18 protein-coding genes are annotated in these 16,363 nt (G+C 71.7%); 5 read left to right on the forward strand and 13 right to left on the reverse strand.

Annotated elements, in window-relative coordinates; genetic code table 11:
• Positions 1-61 precede the first annotated feature (61 nt).
• On the reverse strand, positions 62-814 hold the full coding sequence (locus tag AB0G32_RS07750; RefSeq protein WP_361159633.1) for an MBL fold metallo-hydrolase: 753 nt from the start codon (positions 812-814) through the stop codon (positions 62-64).
• A 205-nt stretch (positions 815-1,019) separates the two neighbouring features.
• Between AB0G32_RS07750 and AB0G32_RS07755 the strand changes: the two genes are divergently transcribed.
• Complete coding sequence (locus AB0G32_RS07755; protein WP_361159635.1) at positions 1,020-1,436, forward strand: type II toxin-antitoxin system PemK/MazF family toxin; 417 nt, start codon at positions 1,020-1,022, stop codon at positions 1,434-1,436.
• Positions 1,437-1,438: 2 nt separating this feature from the next.
• Here the strand turns inward: AB0G32_RS07755 and AB0G32_RS07760 are convergent, their stop codons facing one another.
• From AB0G32_RS07760 to clpS, 7 genes are all read right to left on the reverse strand, one after another.
• Entirely contained in the window at positions 1,439-2,389 is a 951-nt protein-coding gene (locus AB0G32_RS07760) for a cysteine synthase (RefSeq protein WP_361159638.1), read from the reverse strand.
• A gap of 5 nt (positions 2,390-2,394) precedes the next feature.
• Complete coding sequence (locus tag AB0G32_RS07765; protein ID WP_361159641.1) at positions 2,395-2,673, reverse strand: MoaD/ThiS family protein; 279 nt, start codon at positions 2,671-2,673, stop codon at positions 2,395-2,397.
• A 122-nt stretch (positions 2,674-2,795) separates the two neighbouring features.
• On the reverse strand, positions 2,796-2,891 hold the full coding sequence (locus tag AB0G32_RS07770) for a putative leader peptide (protein ID WP_361159644.1): 96 nt from the start codon (positions 2,889-2,891) through the stop codon (positions 2,796-2,798).
• Between the two features lie 62 nt (positions 2,892-2,953).
• Positions 2,954-3,379, reverse strand: a complete 426-nt coding sequence (locus tag AB0G32_RS07775; protein WP_361159647.1) for a M67 family metallopeptidase — start codon at positions 3,377-3,379, stop codon at positions 2,954-2,956.
• A gap of 84 nt (positions 3,380-3,463) precedes the next feature.
• Positions 3,464-4,924, reverse strand: coding sequence for an amino acid permease (locus AB0G32_RS07780; RefSeq protein ID WP_361159649.1), 1,461 nt, complete (start codon positions 4,922-4,924; stop codon positions 3,464-3,466).
• A gap of 359 nt (positions 4,925-5,283) precedes the next feature.
• The gene (locus AB0G32_RS07785; RefSeq protein WP_361159652.1) at positions 5,284-5,886 is read right to left on the reverse strand and encodes a DUF2017 domain-containing protein; all 603 of its coding nucleotides are present in this window, start codon (positions 5,884-5,886) and stop codon (positions 5,284-5,286) included.
• A gap of 13 nt (positions 5,887-5,899) precedes the next feature.
• Positions 5,900-6,217 (reverse strand): ATP-dependent Clp protease adapter ClpS, encoded by a 318-nt coding sequence (clpS, locus tag AB0G32_RS07790; protein ID WP_361159655.1) that lies wholly within the window; start codon positions 6,215-6,217, stop codon positions 5,900-5,902.
• A gap of 90 nt (positions 6,218-6,307) precedes the next feature.
• On the opposite strand from clpS, the gene AB0G32_RS07795 reads away from it, so the two are divergent.
• The gene (locus tag AB0G32_RS07795; RefSeq protein WP_361159658.1) at positions 6,308-7,654 is read left to right on the forward strand and encodes a nicotinate phosphoribosyltransferase; all 1,347 of its coding nucleotides are present in this window, start codon (positions 6,308-6,310) and stop codon (positions 7,652-7,654) included.
• Positions 7,655-7,749: 95 nt separating this feature from the next.
• Positions 7,750-8,337: a nicotinamidase gene (locus AB0G32_RS07800; RefSeq protein ID WP_361159661.1), complete on the forward strand. Its 588-nt coding sequence runs from the start codon at positions 7,750-7,752 to the stop codon at positions 8,335-8,337.
• A 133-nt stretch (positions 8,338-8,470) separates the two neighbouring features.
• On the opposite strand, the gene AB0G32_RS07805 is transcribed toward AB0G32_RS07800, so the two are convergent.
• Positions 8,471-8,788, reverse strand: a complete 318-nt coding sequence (locus AB0G32_RS07805) for a hypothetical protein (RefSeq protein ID WP_361159664.1) — start codon at positions 8,786-8,788, stop codon at positions 8,471-8,473.
• Between the two features lie 122 nt (positions 8,789-8,910).
• Positions 8,911-11,256 carry an immune inhibitor A domain-containing protein gene (locus AB0G32_RS07810; protein ID WP_361159666.1) on the reverse strand — a complete coding sequence of 782 codons (2,346 nt, stop codon included), beginning with the start codon at positions 11,254-11,256 and terminating at the stop codon, positions 8,911-8,913.
• Between the two features lie 370 nt (positions 11,257-11,626).
• Here AB0G32_RS07810 and AB0G32_RS07815 point away from each other — a divergent pair, with 370 nt between their 5' ends.
• Positions 11,627-11,935: a hypothetical protein gene (locus tag AB0G32_RS07815; RefSeq protein WP_361159669.1), complete on the forward strand. Its 309-nt coding sequence runs from the start codon at positions 11,627-11,629 to the stop codon at positions 11,933-11,935.
• Positions 11,936-11,997: 62 nt separating this feature from the next.
• Here AB0G32_RS07815 and AB0G32_RS07820 read toward each other — a convergent pair whose 3' ends face one another.
• Together AB0G32_RS07820 and AB0G32_RS07825 are read right to left on the reverse strand one after the other, a co-directional pair.
• Positions 11,998-12,726 (reverse strand): RDD family protein, encoded by a 729-nt coding sequence (locus AB0G32_RS07820; RefSeq protein WP_361159672.1) that lies wholly within the window; start codon positions 12,724-12,726, stop codon positions 11,998-12,000.
• Positions 12,727-12,815: 89 nt separating this feature from the next.
• Complete coding sequence (locus AB0G32_RS07825) at positions 12,816-14,219, reverse strand: RDD family protein (protein ID WP_361159675.1); 1,404 nt, start codon at positions 14,217-14,219, stop codon at positions 12,816-12,818.
• 248 nt (positions 14,220-14,467) lie between these two features.
• Between AB0G32_RS07825 and AB0G32_RS07830 the strand changes: the two genes are divergently transcribed.
• Complete coding sequence (locus AB0G32_RS07830) at positions 14,468-14,881, forward strand: SsgA family sporulation/cell division regulator (protein WP_361159678.1); 414 nt, start codon at positions 14,468-14,470, stop codon at positions 14,879-14,881.
• 2 nt (positions 14,882-14,883) lie between these two features.
• Here AB0G32_RS07830 and AB0G32_RS07835 read toward each other — a convergent pair whose 3' ends face one another.
• On the reverse strand, positions 14,884-16,323 hold the full coding sequence (locus AB0G32_RS07835; RefSeq protein ID WP_361159681.1) for an FAD-linked oxidase C-terminal domain-containing protein: 1,440 nt from the start codon (positions 16,321-16,323) through the stop codon (positions 14,884-14,886).
• Between the last annotated feature and the right edge of the window lie 40 nt (positions 16,324-16,363).

Below are 16,363 nucleotides of genomic sequence, written 5' to 3' on the forward strand. Positions count from 1 at the left end.
TGTCCGCGCCCACCCCTGAGGCCCGTCCTGCGGGGGCCGGGCCTTCGCGCGTCGGACGGCGTCAGATCTCGTACGTCGCCCCCGGTACCGCCACCTCCGACGGGCCGCCGTAGACGGCGCGGGCGTCGGCCAGGTTGAGGCGGGGGTCGGTCCACGGCGGGATGTGGGTGAGGACCAGGCGGCGGGCGCCGGCGTGGGCGGCGCTCTCGCCGGCCTGGCGGCCGTTGAGGTGGAGGTCGGGGATGTTTTCCTTGCCGTGTGTGAAGGCGGCTTCGCAGAGGAACAGGTCGGTGTCCCGGGCGAGTTCGTCGAGGACCGGGGTGACGCCCGTGTCGCCGGAGTACGTGAGCGACCGGCCGGCGTGTTCGACGCGGATGGCGTACGCCTCCACGGGGTGGGCGACGCGGTCGGTGTGCACGGTGAAGGGGCCGATGTCGAAGCTGCCCGGCTTGACCGTGTGGAAGTCGAAGACCTCGCTCATCGAGGAGGCGGAGGGGGTGTCGGCGTAGGCGGTGGTGAGCCGGTGCTCGGTGCCCTCGGGTCCGTAGACGGGCAGCGGGGCGCAGCGGCCGCCGTCGAACCGGTAGTAGCGGGCCACGAAGTAGGCGCACATGTCGATGCAGTGGTCGGCGTGCAGGTGGCTGAGGAAGATCGCGTCGAGGTCGTAGAGACCGCAGTGGCGCTGCAGCTCGCCGAGGGCGCCGTTGCCCATGTCGAGGAGCAGCCGGAAGCCGTCGGCCTCGACGAGGTAGCTCGAGCAGGCCGATTCCGCGGACGGGAACGACCCCGAGCAGCCGACGACGGTGAGCTTCATGGAGCAGAAACCTCCGCTGGCGGGTGTGGAGAGACGGGGGTCGTGCGGTTCACCGAGCGTAAGGCGCGAAACCGGCGGTCGCTCCTCCGCCAGGGGGCGTTGTGGGCGAACTCACCTGTGGTGTCACCGGTTCGGCTGGAAGCGGGGCGGATAGGGCCGACCAGGGGGCGTGCATATGCCGTGTGCGCCGGTAACGTCGGCCGGTATGAATGCGTCCTGGTGGCTGGCGATCGCGGCGTTGGCCGTGCTCGGGTTCGTGGCGGCGCTCGTCGACGGGTGGGGGCGGGGGCGCCGGCCGGACCGAGCGGGGGCCCGGCCGCGGCCGGCGGAGATCTGGTGGGCGAACGTGCCGTTCGAGGAGCGCCGGGGCGGGAAGGACCGGCCGTGTCTGGTGCTGAAGGTGCGCGGGCGGCGCGCGGTGGTCGCGAAGATCACGACGCGGCGGCGGGAGGGGCACGGCGGGGTGATCGCGCTGCCGCCGGGGGCGGTGGGGGACGCGCGGGGGCGGGCGAGTTTCCTGGAGACGGACGAGTTGCGGAAGGTGCGGGTGGGGGACTTCCGGCGGCGGGTGGGGGTGGTGGACCCGGTCCTGTGGGACCAGGTCCGTCACCTGACGCGGTAGGGCTACGCCCAGAGCTGGCCGTGCAGGGTTTCGATGGCCGCCTCGGTGGTGGACGCGGTGTAGACGCCGGTGGAGAGGTACTTCCAGCCGCCGTCGGCGACGACGAAGGCGACGTCCGCGCTCTGGCCGGCCTTGTGCGCCTTGGTGGCGACGCCGATCGCGGCGTGCAGGGCGGCGCCGGTGGAGACGCCCGCGAAGATGCCCTCCTGGGCGAGGAGTTCGCGGGTGCGGGTGACGGCGTCGGCGGAGCCGACCGAGAAGCGGGTGGTGAGGACCGAGGCGTCGTACAGCTCGGGGACGAAGCCCTCGTCGAGGTTGCGCAGGCCGTAGACCAGGTCGTCGTAGCGCGGTTCGGCGGCGACGATCTTGACGTCGGGCTTGTGCTCGCGCAGGTAGCGGCCGACGCCCATCAGGGTGCCGGTGGTGCCGAGGCCGGCCACGAAGTGGGTGATGGTGGGGAGGTCGGCGAGGATCTCCGGGCCGGTGGTGGCGTAGTGGGCGCCGGCGTTGTCGGGGTTGCCGTACTGGTAGAGCATGACCCAGTCGGGGTGCTCGGCGGCCTGTTCCTTGGCGACCCGGACGGCGGTGTTGGAGCCGCCCGCGGCCGGCGAGGAGATGATCTCGGCGCCCCACATGGCGAGCAGGTCGCGGCGTTCCTGCGAGGTGTTCTCGGGCATCACGCAGACCATCCGGTAGCCCTTGAGCTTGGCCGCCATGGCGAGCGAGATGCCGGTGTTGCCGCTGGTCGGCTCCAGGATGGTGCAGCCGGGGGTGAGCCGGCCGGCCTTCTCGGCCTGCTCGATCATGTGCAGGGCGGGGCGGTCCTTGACCGAGCCGGTGGGGTTGCGGTCCTCCAGCTTGGCCCAGATCGAGACGTCGGCGGAGGGCGACAGCCGCGGCAGGCGCACCAGGGGGGTGTTGCCCACCGCGGCCAGCGGGGAGTCGTAGCGCATGGGTATCAGGCCATACCGCCGGCGACGGCCGGCAGGATCGTGACGTTGTCGCCGTCGGTGAGCTTGGTGCTGATGCCGTCGAGGAAGCGGACGTCCTCGTCGTTGAGGTAGACGTTGACGAAGCGGCGCAGCTTGCCGTCGTCCACGATCCGGGCCTGGATGCCCTGGTGCCGGGTGTCGAGGTCGGCGAACAGGTCGGCGAGGGTCTCCCCGGTGCCTTCCACCGCCTTCTGACCGTCGGTGTAGGTGCGGAGGATGGTGGGGATGCGGACCTCGATGGCCATGGCTCAGGGCTCCTGTCGGAAGTGTCGTGGGTTGGTACACGGGCGCGCCGGTGGCCCCGCCCGGGCTGTCGGCCCCGGGGGAGCACGCCGCGGCTCATGGCCGTACGGCGGCGGGGTGGGGGTCAACAGATGGCGCTGGCGAGCCTGCACAGGTCGACGTGCAGCCGCGCCACGAGCAGTGCGCCCGGCGTCTTCGTGCTCACGTCGTGGGAAACCATGCGGTCATCGTATCGATTCCCGGTCCGGTACCTGGAATGTGATCTCAGCCTTCGGACGATGTTCATCCGTAGTGCGAGACCACCCGTACCTCTTCCTCGGTGACCTCGCCCTCCACGATGCGGAACGAGCGGAACTGGAAGTCGCCGCCGCCGTCGGTGTCGGCGGTGGAGACCAGGACGTAGTGGGCGCCGGGCTCGCCCGCGTAGGAGATGTCGGTGCGGGACGGGTACGCCTCGGTGGCCGTGTGGGAGTGGTAGATGACCACCGGTTCCTCGTCGCGGTCGTCCATCTCGCGGTAGAGCTTGAGCAGGTCCTGGGAGTCGAATTCGTAGAACGTCGGTGAGCGCGCGGCGTTCAGCATGGGGATGAACCGCTCGGGGCGGCCTTCGCCCACGGGGCCGGCGATCACTCCGCACGCCTCGTCGGGGTGGTCCTCGCGGGCGTGGGCGACGATCTGGTCGTGCAGGGCCTGGGTGATGGTCAGCATGGGAAGCAGGATAAGCAGAGGGGCCCCGCCGTACCGGTGGGTGGTACGGCGGGGCCCACATCGCGGACAGCGGTGGTCGTCGGGTCAGCCGACCTTCTCGAACTCGGGCTCGCCGCCCAGCTCGTCGTCCGACCCGCCGCCGAGCCGGGTGACCTGCGGGCTGCGGCTCTTGAGCACCGCCCAGCCGATGCCGAGGGCGACGGCCCAGCCGGCCATCACGTACAGGCAGACCCGGGCGTCGGCGTCGTAGGCGATCAGGCCGGTGACGAAGAGCAGGAAGGCGATCGCGAGGTAGGAGCAGACCGAGCCGCCGGGGGCCGGGAAGGAGGAGGCGGGCAGCCGGCCGGCGACCACCTCGCGGCGGTACCTGACGTGGCTGACCAGGATCATCAGCCAGGTCCAGATGCCGGCGGCGGTGGCCACCGAGGTGACGTAGCCGAACGCCTTCTCCGGGACGACGTAGTTCAGCACCACGCCGATGCCCATGAAGACCACCGAGACGGTGATGCCGAGGGCGGGGGTCTTCGTCGCCGAGAGGCGGCTGAAGAAGCCGGGCGCCTCGCCGTTGTCCGCGAGGGTGCGCAGCATCCGGCCGGTGGAGTACATGCCGGAGTTGCAGGAGGACAGGGCGGCGGTGAGCACGACGAAGTTGACGATGGCGGCGCCGGCCGGGATGCCGATCTTCGCGAACGCGGCGACGAACGGGGAGACGCCGGGCGCGAACTCGGTCCACTTCACCACGCTGAGGATGACGGTGAGGGCGCCGACGTAGAACAGGGCGATCCGCCAGGGCAGGGTGTTGATCGCCTTGGGGAGGGTCTTCTCCGGGTTCTCCGACTCGCCGGCGGTGACGCCGACCAGTTCGACGGCGAGGTAGGCGAACATCACGCCCTGGAGCGTCATCAGCGAGGAGCCGACGCCCTTGGGGAAGAAGCCGTCGAACTCCCACAGGTTGGCGACCGCGGCGGTGTCGCCGGCCTGGCTGAAGCCGAAGGTGAGCACGCCGAGCCCGATGACGATCATGCCGATGATGGCGGTGACCTTCACCATCGAGAACCAGAACTCGATCTCGCCGAACAGCTTGACCGAGATCAGGTTGGCGACGAACAGCACGATCAGGAAGACCAGCGCGGTCACCCACTGCGGGATGTCCGGGAACCAGTAGTTGATGTAGATGGCGGCGGCGGTCAGCTCCGCCATGCCGGTGACCACCCACATCAGCCAGTACGTCCAGCCGGTGAAGTAGCCGAAGAACGGGCCGAGGAATTCGCGCGAGTACTCGGCGAACGAGCCCGAGACGGGGCGGTAGAGCAGCAGTTCGCCCAGGGCCCGCATGATGAAGAAGATGATCAGGCCCGCGAGGGCGTACATCAGGATGAGGCTGGGGCCCGCCTTGGCGATGTTCGCCCCGGCGCCCAGGAAGAGGCCGACGCCGATGGCGCCGCCGATCGCGATCATCTGGACCTGGCGGCTGCCGAGCCCGCGCTGATAGCCCTCCTCGGGGGCCTCGGGGGCCTGGTCCTTGCCGACCTGCGCCGATGTCATGTGTGGTGCGCCTTTCTCCATGCCGACCCGGGCCTCTCGTCGGCCGCGGACCGGATCTCGATCCCCCCGGATACTGGAGCTGAGCGGGCCTCGCGTCCCGCTCGTGCCTGGCCGGCGGTCCGCCGGCTCGGTGGCGCCCCCGGCCGACATTCGGGTGGTGTCGGCCGGGCGGTCGTGAAGATTTACCACGGTTGCGGCTGGGAACACAGGGGCGCGTTGTGGCGCGCTTCACGGACAAAGGTGGATAAGAGACCGTCGAAAGGTGCACAGCGGAGCGCCATGGTGACGCGATCGTTATCCGGAGTTGAGGCTCCGCTGAGCGAACAGGTGTACGGGGCCGGCCGGGCCGGCCCGCGGGTTCAGGGCAGCAGCGTGCCGACCAGCGTCTCCTGGAGCCCGCCCAGCCACAGGTACGCCATCACCATCGGCTTGCGCGGGTCCTCGTCCGGGAGCCGGTAGAGCAGGTCGGTGTCGTCCTCGTCGGCGATGTCCAGCCGGGAGCCGATGGCCAGCCGCAGGTCGTTCAGACAGCTCAGCCACTGCCGGGACTCCTCCGCCGACAGCTTGAGCACCGCGCCGCCCGTACCGGCGGAGGCCAGCGCGTCCAGCGAGCGGACCACCGCCAGCGCGTTCTCCCGCTTGCCGGCCCTGAGGTCGTTCTCGGTGAACCGGCGGAACTCCGCCGAGTGCGCCCGCTGCTCCTCCGCCTCGGCGGCCTGCGGGGTGCCCTCCGGGTCGATGTAGGCGTCCGGGAACAGCCGCTTGAGCACCGGGTCGGCGGGCGGTTCGCTGGGGCCCTCGGCGAAGAGGTCGGCGAGCGGGTCGTCGGAGGCGTCCGCGCCGGGGCCGGGGCCGATCAGCTCCAGGAGCTGCACGGCCAGCGACCGGATGATGGAGATCTCGACGTCGTCGAGGGCGACGGCCGCGCCGCCGCCGGGGAGCGGTTCGAATTGTCCTGGCATGAAGGCGTGTCAGCTACTTCCGGTCCTGCTGGAGGGTGGCCCACAGACCGTAACCGTGCATGGCCTGCACATCACGTTCCATCTCCTCGCGGCTGCCGCTGGAGACGACCGCGCGACCCTTGTGGTGGACGTCCATCATGAGCTTGGTGGCCTTGTCCTTGGAGTAGCCGAAGTACGTCTGGAAGACGTAGGTCACGTAGCTCATGAGGTTGACCGGGTCGTTGTGCACGATCGTGACCCAGGGGACGTCCGGCTCGGGCACCGCGAAGGCTTCCTCCGCCGGGTCGGTGCGTTCGATCTCTACGGGAGCGGGTGACGTCACATCACCCATGCTGCCACCGCAGGGGGGTGGTCGCACAAACCGGCCGGTGCCGGGATTCGAAATCGTCAGACTGACGAAATGGGGGTACGATCGGTTTTCATGAACACAGCGGACCTCGGGCTGCCGGTCGACGTTCCCTCGACGGCGCTCTTCACGGACCAGTACGAGCTGACGATGCTGCGGGCCGCCCTGGCGGCGGGCACGGCCGGGCGGCACAGCGTGTTCGAGGTCTTCACCCGGCGGCTGCCGGACGGGCGCCGGTACGGCGTGGTGGCCGGCACCGGGCGAGTCCTGGACGCGGTGGAGAACTTCCGTTTCGACGCCGGCGTGCTCGACTTCCTGCGGGACCAGCACATCGTCGACGAACCGACCCTGGCCTGGCTCGCGGACTACCGCTTCAGCGGCGACATCTGGGGCTACCCGGAGGGCGAGGTGTACTTCCCGGGCTCGCCGATCATGCGGGTGGAGGGCAGCTTCGCCGAGTGCGTGCTGCTGGAGACGGTGATCCTTTCCATCCTCAACCACGACTCGGCGATCGCCGCCGCCGCCTCCCGGATGGCGTCCGCGGCCGGTCCGCGCCCGCTGATCGAGATGGGCGCCCGGCGCACCCACGAGCTGGCCGCGGTGGCCGCCGCCCGGGCCGCCTACGTCGGCGGCTTCGCCACCACCTCCGACCTGGCCGCGGGCTTCCGCTACGGCATCCCGACGGTCGGCACCTCGGCGCACGCCTTCACGCTGCTGCACGACCACGAGCGGGACGCCTTCCGGGCCCAGGTCGACTCGCTCGGCTCGGGCACGACGCTGCTGGTGGACACGTACGACGTCGCCGAGGCGGTCCGCACGGCGGTGGAGGTGGCCGGTCCGGAGCTGGGCGCGGTGCGGATCGACTCCGGGGACCTGCTGCTGGTCGCGCACCGGGTGCGGCAGCAGCTCGACGAGCTGGGCGCGACCGGGACGAGGATCGTGGTGACCTCGGACCTGGACGAGTACGCCATCGCCTCGCTGGCGGCGGCGCCGGTGGACGCGTACGGGGTCGGCACCCAGCTGGTGACCGGCTCCGGGCACCCCACCGCGTCCATGGTCTACAAGCTGGTGGCCCGCGCCGAATCCGACGACCCGGGGGCGCCGCTGGTGCCGGTGGCGAAGAAGTCCAGCGGCGGCAAGACCTCGGTCGGGGGCCGCAAGTGGGCCGCGCGCCGGGTGGACTCGCACGGGTACGCCGAGGCGGAAGTGGTTGGCACCGGGCCGGTGCCCGCGGCGCTGGCCGACCGGCAGCTGCTGATCGAGCTGGTCAAGGGCGGTGAGGTGGTCGCCCGCGAGCCGCTGGACGTGGCCCGGGACCGGCACGCGGCGGCCCGCGCGGCCCTGCCGCTGTCCGCGACCCAGCTGTCCCGGGGGGAACCCGTCCTTCCGACGGAGTACGCGACCGGTGGCTCGGGTAGCTAACGCACGTGCGCTGCGACACCTCCGGCGGGCTGCCGCCCGCTCTTGTCATTGCTGATCCGACCCATCGCTGATCCGACAGCCGAAGGACACCGACCATGCGCCGCGCCTTGATCGTCGTAGACGTGCAGAACGACTTCTGTGAGGGAGGCAGTCTCGCCGTCGCCGGGGGCTCCGACGTGGCCGCCGCCATCACCGAGCTGATCGGCCAGGCGCCGGCCGGCTACCGGCACGTGGTGGCCACCCGGGACCACCACATCGCGCCCGGGGGTCACTTCGCCGACAACCCGGACTACGAGCACTCCTGGCCGGCGCACTGCGTCGCCGGCACCGAGGGCGTGGGCTTCCACCCGAACTTCGCGCCCGCCGTCGCCTCCGGCGCGGTCGACGCGGTCTTCAGCAAGGGGGCGTACGCGGCGGCGTACAGCGGGTTCGAGGGCGCCGACGAGAACGGGGTCGGGCTCGGGGACTGGCTGCGGGAGCGGGGCGTCGACGAGGTGGACGTGGTGGGCATCGCCACCGACCACTGCGTGCGGGCGACCGCGCTGGACGCGGTGCGGGCGGGGTTCCGTACGCAGGTGCTGCTGGATCTGACGGCGGGGGTGGCCGCCGGGACCACTGAGCGGGCGGTGGAGGAGATGCGGGGGGCCGGGGTGGAGCTGTCCGGGAAGCCCGTGGTGCAGTAGCCGGGCCGGGCGCCATTACGGCTGGGCGTGCATGCCGGGTGCGGCGCCGTTGTGGCTGGTCGCGCCCACGCGGCGGTAGCCGCACAAAAGGGACAGCTCCGCGCCCCTGAGTGCGCTCCCGGACGGGGCGTTTTCAGGCTGGCGACGGTTTGAGCAGGGCCCGGATCGGGTGCCACAGCTCCGGCACCAGGGGCGCCGGGTCCGTGCGCCACAGCAGGCCGTCCGGGTGGTGGAGTACGGCGGTGATCTCGTCCGGGGTCGGTGGGGCGGCGTTGCCGCGCAGGTAGACGGCGCGCAGGCCCAGGTTGCGGAGTCTGGTCAGGGCGCGGGCCCGGTTGCGGGCGTGGACCAGGACGCGGACCGTGTCCGGGCCGTCACCGGCGGGTCTGGGCAGGTTCAGCGCCACCACCACCGTGCCGTTCGGCAGCTTGCTGAATCCTCCTGCGGCCATGCGGTCCACCTCCCTGTGCCGTCCGGTGTCAATAAGAGAGCCACAGACGCACCTAAGCACGGATCGGCGGCGGCCCGCCAGGGGGTCGCCGCCGATCATGCTCTGACCTGCGAGGACGCGGATTATTTCACCGCGGGGCCGACTTCCAGGTCGATCGTGGAGCCGTCCCGGGCCTCCTTGGTGATCTTGATCTTGGTGTTGGTGTCAGTTACCTCGACGCCGCCGGTGGGGTTCGACTCGTCGTAGTAGTCACTGGCGTGATCGTCGAAGACGGAGACGCCCTTCGCGGACGGGACGCGCACGGCGACGTCCGCCTTGTGCAGGGTGAGGGCGTCGGTGCGGTAGGTGCTGAACGGCGAGTCGTACGCCTGGAACCGGTTCCGCATCAGGGTGCCGTCGGTCCACTTGAGGGCCGTCGGATGGGCGTCGACGGGGAGGATCAGGCCGGTGCCCGGGTGGTCGCCGGTGTTGTTGTCGGCCTGCGAGGTGTCCCACTTCCAGATCAACAGGCCGTTCTGGTACGGGAAGTGCTCCACCCAGTCCGGACGGGTGGTGGCGAAGCCGAAGTTGTACGGGCCCGTCTTCAGCGTCGTGTCGTAGGAGACGTACTGCCGGTTCTCCGCGATGTAGTACTGCGCGTACTCCTTGGTGAAGGAGGCGCCGACGCGGGAGAAGCCGGTGGCGGTCCAGGCGGCGTCCGCGGTCTCGGCGTTGTCGCTGAACAGCGCGGCACCGTCGGCCGTGACGCTGATCCGGTCGGCCGTGAAGCCCTTCTGCGCCACGCCGCCGTCGGTCTGGTAGCGGAAGCGGAGGTCGATCCGCTGCCCCGCGTACGCGTCCAGCGGGTAGACCAGCTGCTGGTGCGTGTCGACCGAGCCGGTGAGGGCCGGCTTGTCGCTGGCGTCGCGCGGGATCGGCTGGCCGTCCGCGGTGCCGTCCAGCGGCGTCCAGGTGGCGCCGCCGTCGGTGGACGCCTCGGTGTACAGGTAGTCGTAGTCGGCCTCGATGTCCCACCAGCCGTCGAGGGTCAGCTCGGCGGACGACGTGCCGGTGAGGTCGACGCTGCGGGTGAGGGTGTTCTTCAGGTCGTCGCCGCTGCCGCTCCACCACTGGGTGGCGCCCTCGGCGGGCGGGAAGACCTCGGTGGTGACCTCCTCGTCCGGGAGGCTGACCACCAGCGCCTGGTCGTTCTTGGTGTTGTACTCGGCGACGCCCAGCTCGTGCTTGGACTTCTTCCCCGCCTCGGCGGTGGTGTAGTCGAGCCAGCCGAGCTGGAGCTTGTCCCAGGCGTTCATGTCGCCGGGCAGGTCACCGATGGCGTCCTCGCCCCGGCCGAGCCAGGAACCGGACGACATCAGCGTCCAGAAACCGGTGGAGTTCTCGCCGCCGTTGGTGTCGTACTCGTCGGGCAGGCCCAGGTCGTGGCCGTACTCGTGGGCGAAGACGCCGAGGCCGCCGTTCTCCGGCTGGATGGTGTAGTCGCCGACCCACAGGCCGGTGTCACCGATCTGGGTGCCGCCGAGCTTGTTGTCGGCCGGGCCGGTGGCCCCCGCGTCGGTGCCGAAGGCGTACCAGCGGTGCGCCCAGATCGCGTCCTCGCCCTGCGCGCCGCCGCCGGCCGACTCGTCCTCGCCGGCGTGCACCAGCTGGAAGTGGTCGATGTAGCCGTCGGGTTCGTTGAAGTCGCCGTCGCCGTCGTAGTCGTAGCGGTCCCACTGGTCGTACGCCGACAGGTCCGCCTTGATCTCGGCGAGCGAGCGGCCGGCCGCCTCCTGGTCGGCGACCCAGGCGGTGACGCCGTCCTGGACCGCGTTCCAGGCGCAGGTGTCGCAGTCGTTGGAGCCGTAGCGGGCCTCGTTGTAGGGGACCTTGACCCAGTCGGTGACCTCGCCGTCCACCGAGTAGCGCCCCGAGGACTGCTTCTCGTAGTACTTCTTCAGCGACTCGGTGTCCTTGCCGGTACCGAAGTACAGGTCCTGGTAGTGCTGCTGGTTGTAGTCGGCCAGCCAGTCCGTGCTGTTGTCGACCGAGCGGTCCGGCTCGGCGATCTGGTTGTGCAGCGGGCCGGGGGTGCCGCCGTAGCGGCTGTCGGTCTGGTCGCCGAACTCGACCAGGATGGTGAAGATCTTGTCGGTCTTCTCCCGGCCCAGCTCGACGTACTTGGAGCCGCCCTTCTTGCCCTTGAGCGCGACCACCTTGGAGCCGTCCCGGTCCTTGGCGGTGGCCTCGCCGGATATCAGCTGGTTCAGGGCCTCTTGGCGCTGTGCGTCCTGGGTCTTGCTGAGCGGGCCGTCGAGGTCGTGGTCCCGTTCGGTGGTGGAGAGCGGGTCCTGCCGGTCGACGGCGGCGGGCCGGGCGGCCGGGTCGGCCCCGGTGGTCGCGGCCGCGGAGAGCGTGGCGGTGGCGGTGGCGGCGGCGAACGCTACGGCGGTCGCGGTCACCCGGAACGTCCAGGGTCTGGTGGTCACTTGAGATCCTCCACGGAGCACGTCTGATCAACGCGCGTAGTCAAGTGACGACATTTGACTAGAGGTTCAGAGGAAAAGACAGACCTTGACTGGAACAGATCAAGAGCGTTATGCGGATGCGCGATCCGGTTACCGGACATGGAGCCGAAACGGAACAGAAACCCGACGGGCGCGTGCAACCGTCCAGTTGCTGGACGCCATGAATCCGTGCGCCCCCCGTGCTGCCGCACTGTGAGTCAGGTAATGCTTACTTGCCGTTCCCCTCGGGCATGCGACCGATTAGAGTCGCTTGGCGGAACGCCTGGGAGTCGGCGGGAAGCCAGGCCGACAGCCCGTCTCACCCCCGAGATCACTCCCTTTCGAGGACACGATGGCCATGCCCCGTCCGACTGTCGCACAGACCGCCTACGGTTCCCTCACCGTGATCCTCTCGACGTTCGCCATGCTGCTGCTGTCGCAGACGACCTCAGCCGGGTGGATCGCCCTCGTCGCCGTCGTGGCGCTCGCCCTCGGGCTGCTGGTGGCGATGACCGTACCGACCGCGAGGTCGCGTACGGTCGCCGTCCACCGGCCGGCCGCCACGACCGCCACGGCCACCGCCGCCGAACCGGCGCCGGCGCCCGTGGCCCACCACGCCGCCGGCCCGGCCGGCGAGACGGTGGGGCAGCGCGCGGCCTGAGCGCCGGATCACGACATGACTGTGGGGCGCCCCCGGGCCGGGGGCGCCCCACAGTCATGCGCTCAGCGGGTACTGACCACGACCGTCTTGGCCGCCTTGTCGTGCAGGCCCTGCTTGTAGGGCCGGTCGAAGTAGCTCCAGCCGCCGCAGATCAGCGTCCACACGCAGGCGCAGCAGAACGCGAACGGGATCCACAGCACCGCCGCGCGGATCAGCGAGGTCTGCATCGAGGGCGTGGACCCGTTGTCCAGGTTGGCCACCCGCATGCCCAGCCACTTCTTGCCGAGCGTCTGCCCGGTCCGGCTGGTCAGGAAGGTGTCGTAGGCCAGGTACAGCACGGCCGCGATCACCGACTGCCAGATCGAGTTGCCGACCTCGGCCCGGTCGCCGTTCACGTCGTACTCCTGGACGTTGAAACCCCAGGTGAGCAGCCAGACCACGATGCCCACCAGGATCATGTCGATGATCCGGGCCAGCGTGCGGCGGCCGCTGTCGGCCAGCGGCGGCATCCCGGCCAGCGGGTCGGCGGGGCCGCCGCCGTAGGGATCACCGCCGGGGGGTCCGCCGTAGGGACCGCCGCCGGGGGGTCCGCCGTAGGGACCGCCGCCCGGGGGTGGCGGCTGGCCGCCGCCGTAGGGCGGGGGCTGACCGCCGCCGGGCGGCGGCGGGCTGTCGTACGGGGAGCCCGCGCCGCCCGGGCCCGCACCGGTTCCGGGCGGCGGAGGCTGCTTCCGATACGGGTCGTCGCCCGGCGGCTGCCCGCCGGGGCCGGGAGGCGGTTCACTGCTCATGGCCCGAGTGGACCGCGAAGCCCCGCTCGGCGCATCCGGCGAGCGGCCGTCCGGGCTACGGAATCCGCTACGCCGTTTGCCGCAGGAGGTCAGCCCGCGACGAACGTACCCGCCGCCTTGTCGTGCCAGCACTGGCGCCACGGCCGGTCGAACAGACACCACAGGACGCCGACGACCCCGATGGCCAGCAGGCCCGGCACGCTGTAGACCAGCCAGCGGCGCAGCGCGGCGCCGAAGGACGGCGGCTCGTGCGCCTCGATGTCCCGCACTTCGAGGCCGCACAGCTTCTTGCCCAGGGTGCGGCCCCACTTGGCGGTGGGCAGCGCCTCGTAGCCGACGCCGAAGACGAGCAGCACGGCGAGGACGATGCCGAGGTACACCGAGGTGGTGCCGTCCAGCAGCCACACGGTGACGGTCTCGCCGGACAGCTTCGCCGCGTCGATCTTGCCGGCGATGTGGTCGGCGGCCTTCATGCCGAGCGGTACGCCGGGGACGGCGGTGACGGCGGCCAGCACGACGGTGTCCAGCAGCCGGGCGGCCAGCCGCTTGCCGAGCCCGGCGGGGCGGGCGGCCGCCTGGCGGCGGGCGGCGGCCTGGAAGATGTCCTCGGTGGGCGGCCGCCAGGGCGCGACCGGCTGCTCCTCGGCGCCGGCCCCGGCGAGCCGGTGCACCTGCTGGGCCCAGGAGGACTGTCCGCCGCCGGGGCCCGAGGTGAGCGGGGCCTGGGCCTGGGGCGGGACGGCTCCCGGGGTCAGCTGCGGGCCGGAGGGCGCCGCCGGGGGCTGCGGATGGGGCTGCGGATGGGGCTGCTGGGTGGGGAAGGGCTGTGGCGCCACCGCCGGTCCCTGGTGGGCGGCGGGGGTGCCGGGGGTCTGCGGCTGGGACCCGTGCGGGCGCTGGGCCGCGCGCGGGGAGACCGCGCGGAACTTCATCGTGCCGGGGTCGTCGTCGGTTCCGGCGGCGGGCGCGGCGGGCGCGGCGGCCGGTCCGGGCGCGGGCGGCCGGCCGGCCCCCGGGCGCCGGAAGAGGACCGTGCCGCCGGACTCCTCCGCGGAGTCGGCCGCGGCCGCCGTACCGCCCGGGCCCGGTCCGTCGGCCGGGCCGGCCGGCCGGGGCACCCGCGGGTCGGTCCCCTGCGGGGCCGGCCAGGCGGGCCGCTGCTCCGGGCCGGGGGCCGGGCCCGCCTGCCGGGCCGGGTCGGCGCTCCAGGCCGCGGCGGGCGCGGGGCGGCTGCCGTGCTGGTGGGCCGCCGGGGCGGGCCGGTCGGCGGGGTCCTCGTCGAAGAAGTGCGGGCCGGTCTCCTCCACCGAGGGGCCGGCCGGCCGGGTGGCGGGCGGCGGGGCGAGCGGTTCGCCGTCCTCGGGCGCCGGGCGGCTGGTGCCCGGTACCCAGGCGGCACCATTCCAGTACCGGACATATCCAGGAATGGACGGGTCCGGGTAAAACCCTTCGCGGGGCTTGTCGTCGCCCGGGGCCGGGGTTGGGGCGCTCATGTCCGTCGTCCCGTATCTGCTCGGTGGTGAGATGGAGGACTCCAGTATGGAGGCTCCACATCTATCAGACGGGTGCGTCCCGCACCGCCGGTCCCGCCGTACCCACCCCTTTCCGAGCGACCTCGCGCAAGGGCTTCACACTCGCGGAGAGAATTTTCCGCGAACCCGCGTAACGCTCGCCGCCGTGCCCCCTCTCCCTCGTGCGGGCCGCTGCCCGGTCCGCGCCGCACGAGGAAGGACACCTACCGATGCGTCATACCGTCGTTGAGCGGGAGCTGGAACTGCAGCTCGTCCTGTCGCCCGAGCACAGCATCCCGGTCGCCGCCCGGCTCGCCTACCGCACCGACGACCCCTACGCCGTCCACATCGGTTTCCACATCGACTCCGCACACCCCGTGCACTGGGCGTTCGCCCGGGAACTGCTGGTGGAGGGGGTGTTCCGGCCGTGCGGGCACGGGGACGTGCGGGTGTGGCCGGCCAAGTCCGAGGGGCGCGCCGTGGTGCTGATCGGGCTGAGCAGTCCGGACGGCGACGCGCTGCTCGAGGCGCCGGCCGGGCAGGTGTCGGCCTGGCTGGAGCGGACCCTGGTGGCCTGCCCCCCGGGCAGTGAGGGCGGGCGGCTCGGCCTGGACGACGGTCTGGCCGACCTGCTCACCCGGTGAGGTCAGAAGAGCTTGCCGGGGTTGAGGATGCCAAGGGGGTCGAAGGTCTGTTTGATCGCGCGCTGCATCTCGACGCCCACCGGGCCGAGTTCGCGGGCGAGCCACTCCTTCTTCAGGACGCCCACGCCGTGTTCGCCGGTGATGGTGCCGCCGAGTTCCAGCCCGAGGGCCATGATCTCGTCGAAGGACTCGCGGGCCCGCCGGGACTCGTCGGGGTCGGCGGCGTCGAAGCAGACCGTGGGGTGGGTGTTGCCGTCACCGGCGTGGGCGCAGACGCCGATGGTGAGCCGGTACTTCGCGGCGATCCGCTCGACGCCGGCCAGCAGGTCGCCGAGCCGGGAGCGGGGCACGCACACGTCGTCGATCATCGTGGTGCCCTTGACCGCCTCCAGGGCGGTGAGGGAGAGCCGGCGGGCCTTCAGGAGCAGTTCGGACTCGGCGGTGTCGTCGGCGGGGACCACCTGGGTGGCGCCGGCCGCCTCGCACAGCGCGCCGACGGCGGCCAGGTCGGCGGCCGGGTCGGTCGTGTCGAAGGCGGCGAGGAGCAGTGCCTCGGTGGTCTCCGGCAGCCCCATCCGGGCCAGGTCGTTGACCGCCTTGACGGTCGTACGGTCCATCAGTTCGAGGAGGGAGGGGGTGTGCCCGCGTTCCATGATCGCGCATACGGCGTCGCAGGCGGCGGTGGCCGAGCCGAACTCGGCGGCCAGCACGAGTTGCGCGGGCGGCTTCGGCCGCAGGGCGAGCACCGCCTTGACGACGATGCCGAGGGAGCCCTCGGAGCCGACGAAGAGGCGGGTGAGGTCGTAGCCGGCGACGCCCTTGGCGGTGCGCCGGCCGGTCGACATCAGCCGGCCGTCGGCGAGCACGACGTCGAGGCCGAGGACGTACTCGGCGGTCACCCCGTACTTGACGCAGCACAGGCCGCCGGAGGCGGTGCCGATGTTGCCGCCGATGGTGCAGGTCTCCCAGCTGGAGGGGTCGGGCGGGTAGGTGAGGCCGTGTTCGCCGACCGCGCGGGACAGGGTGGCGTTGACGACGCCGGGTTCGACGACGGCGATCCGGTCGACCGGGCTGATCTCCAGGACGCGGTCCATCCGGGTCAGGGAGAGCACGATCCAGCCGTCATGGGCGTTGGCGCCGCCGGACAGGCCGGTGCGGGCGCCCTGCGGGACCACCGGGACGCGCAGTTCGGTGGCGACCCGCATGACGTGCTGGACCTCTTCGGCGGTGCGCGGCAGCACCACGGCGGCGGGCGTGCCGGCCGGGCAGAAACTGGCCATGTCGTGCGCGTAGGAGGCGGTGACGTCGGGGTCGGTGAGCACGGCGTCGGCGGGCAGCGCGCCGCGCAGCCGGTCGACGAGGCCGCTGCCGGTCGTCGCGGTGGCTTCGCCGTTCTCGTCGTTTCCGTCGTCTTCGTCGCGAGGCGCTTCGATACGGCTCATGATCCTCAGGGTGGCACCGGGGGCCATCGGTGTGAACCCC

This window comes from Streptomyces sp. NPDC023723 (assembly GCF_040639815.1).
Taxonomy (GTDB): domain Bacteria; phylum Actinomycetota; class Actinomycetes; order Streptomycetales; family Streptomycetaceae; genus Streptomyces.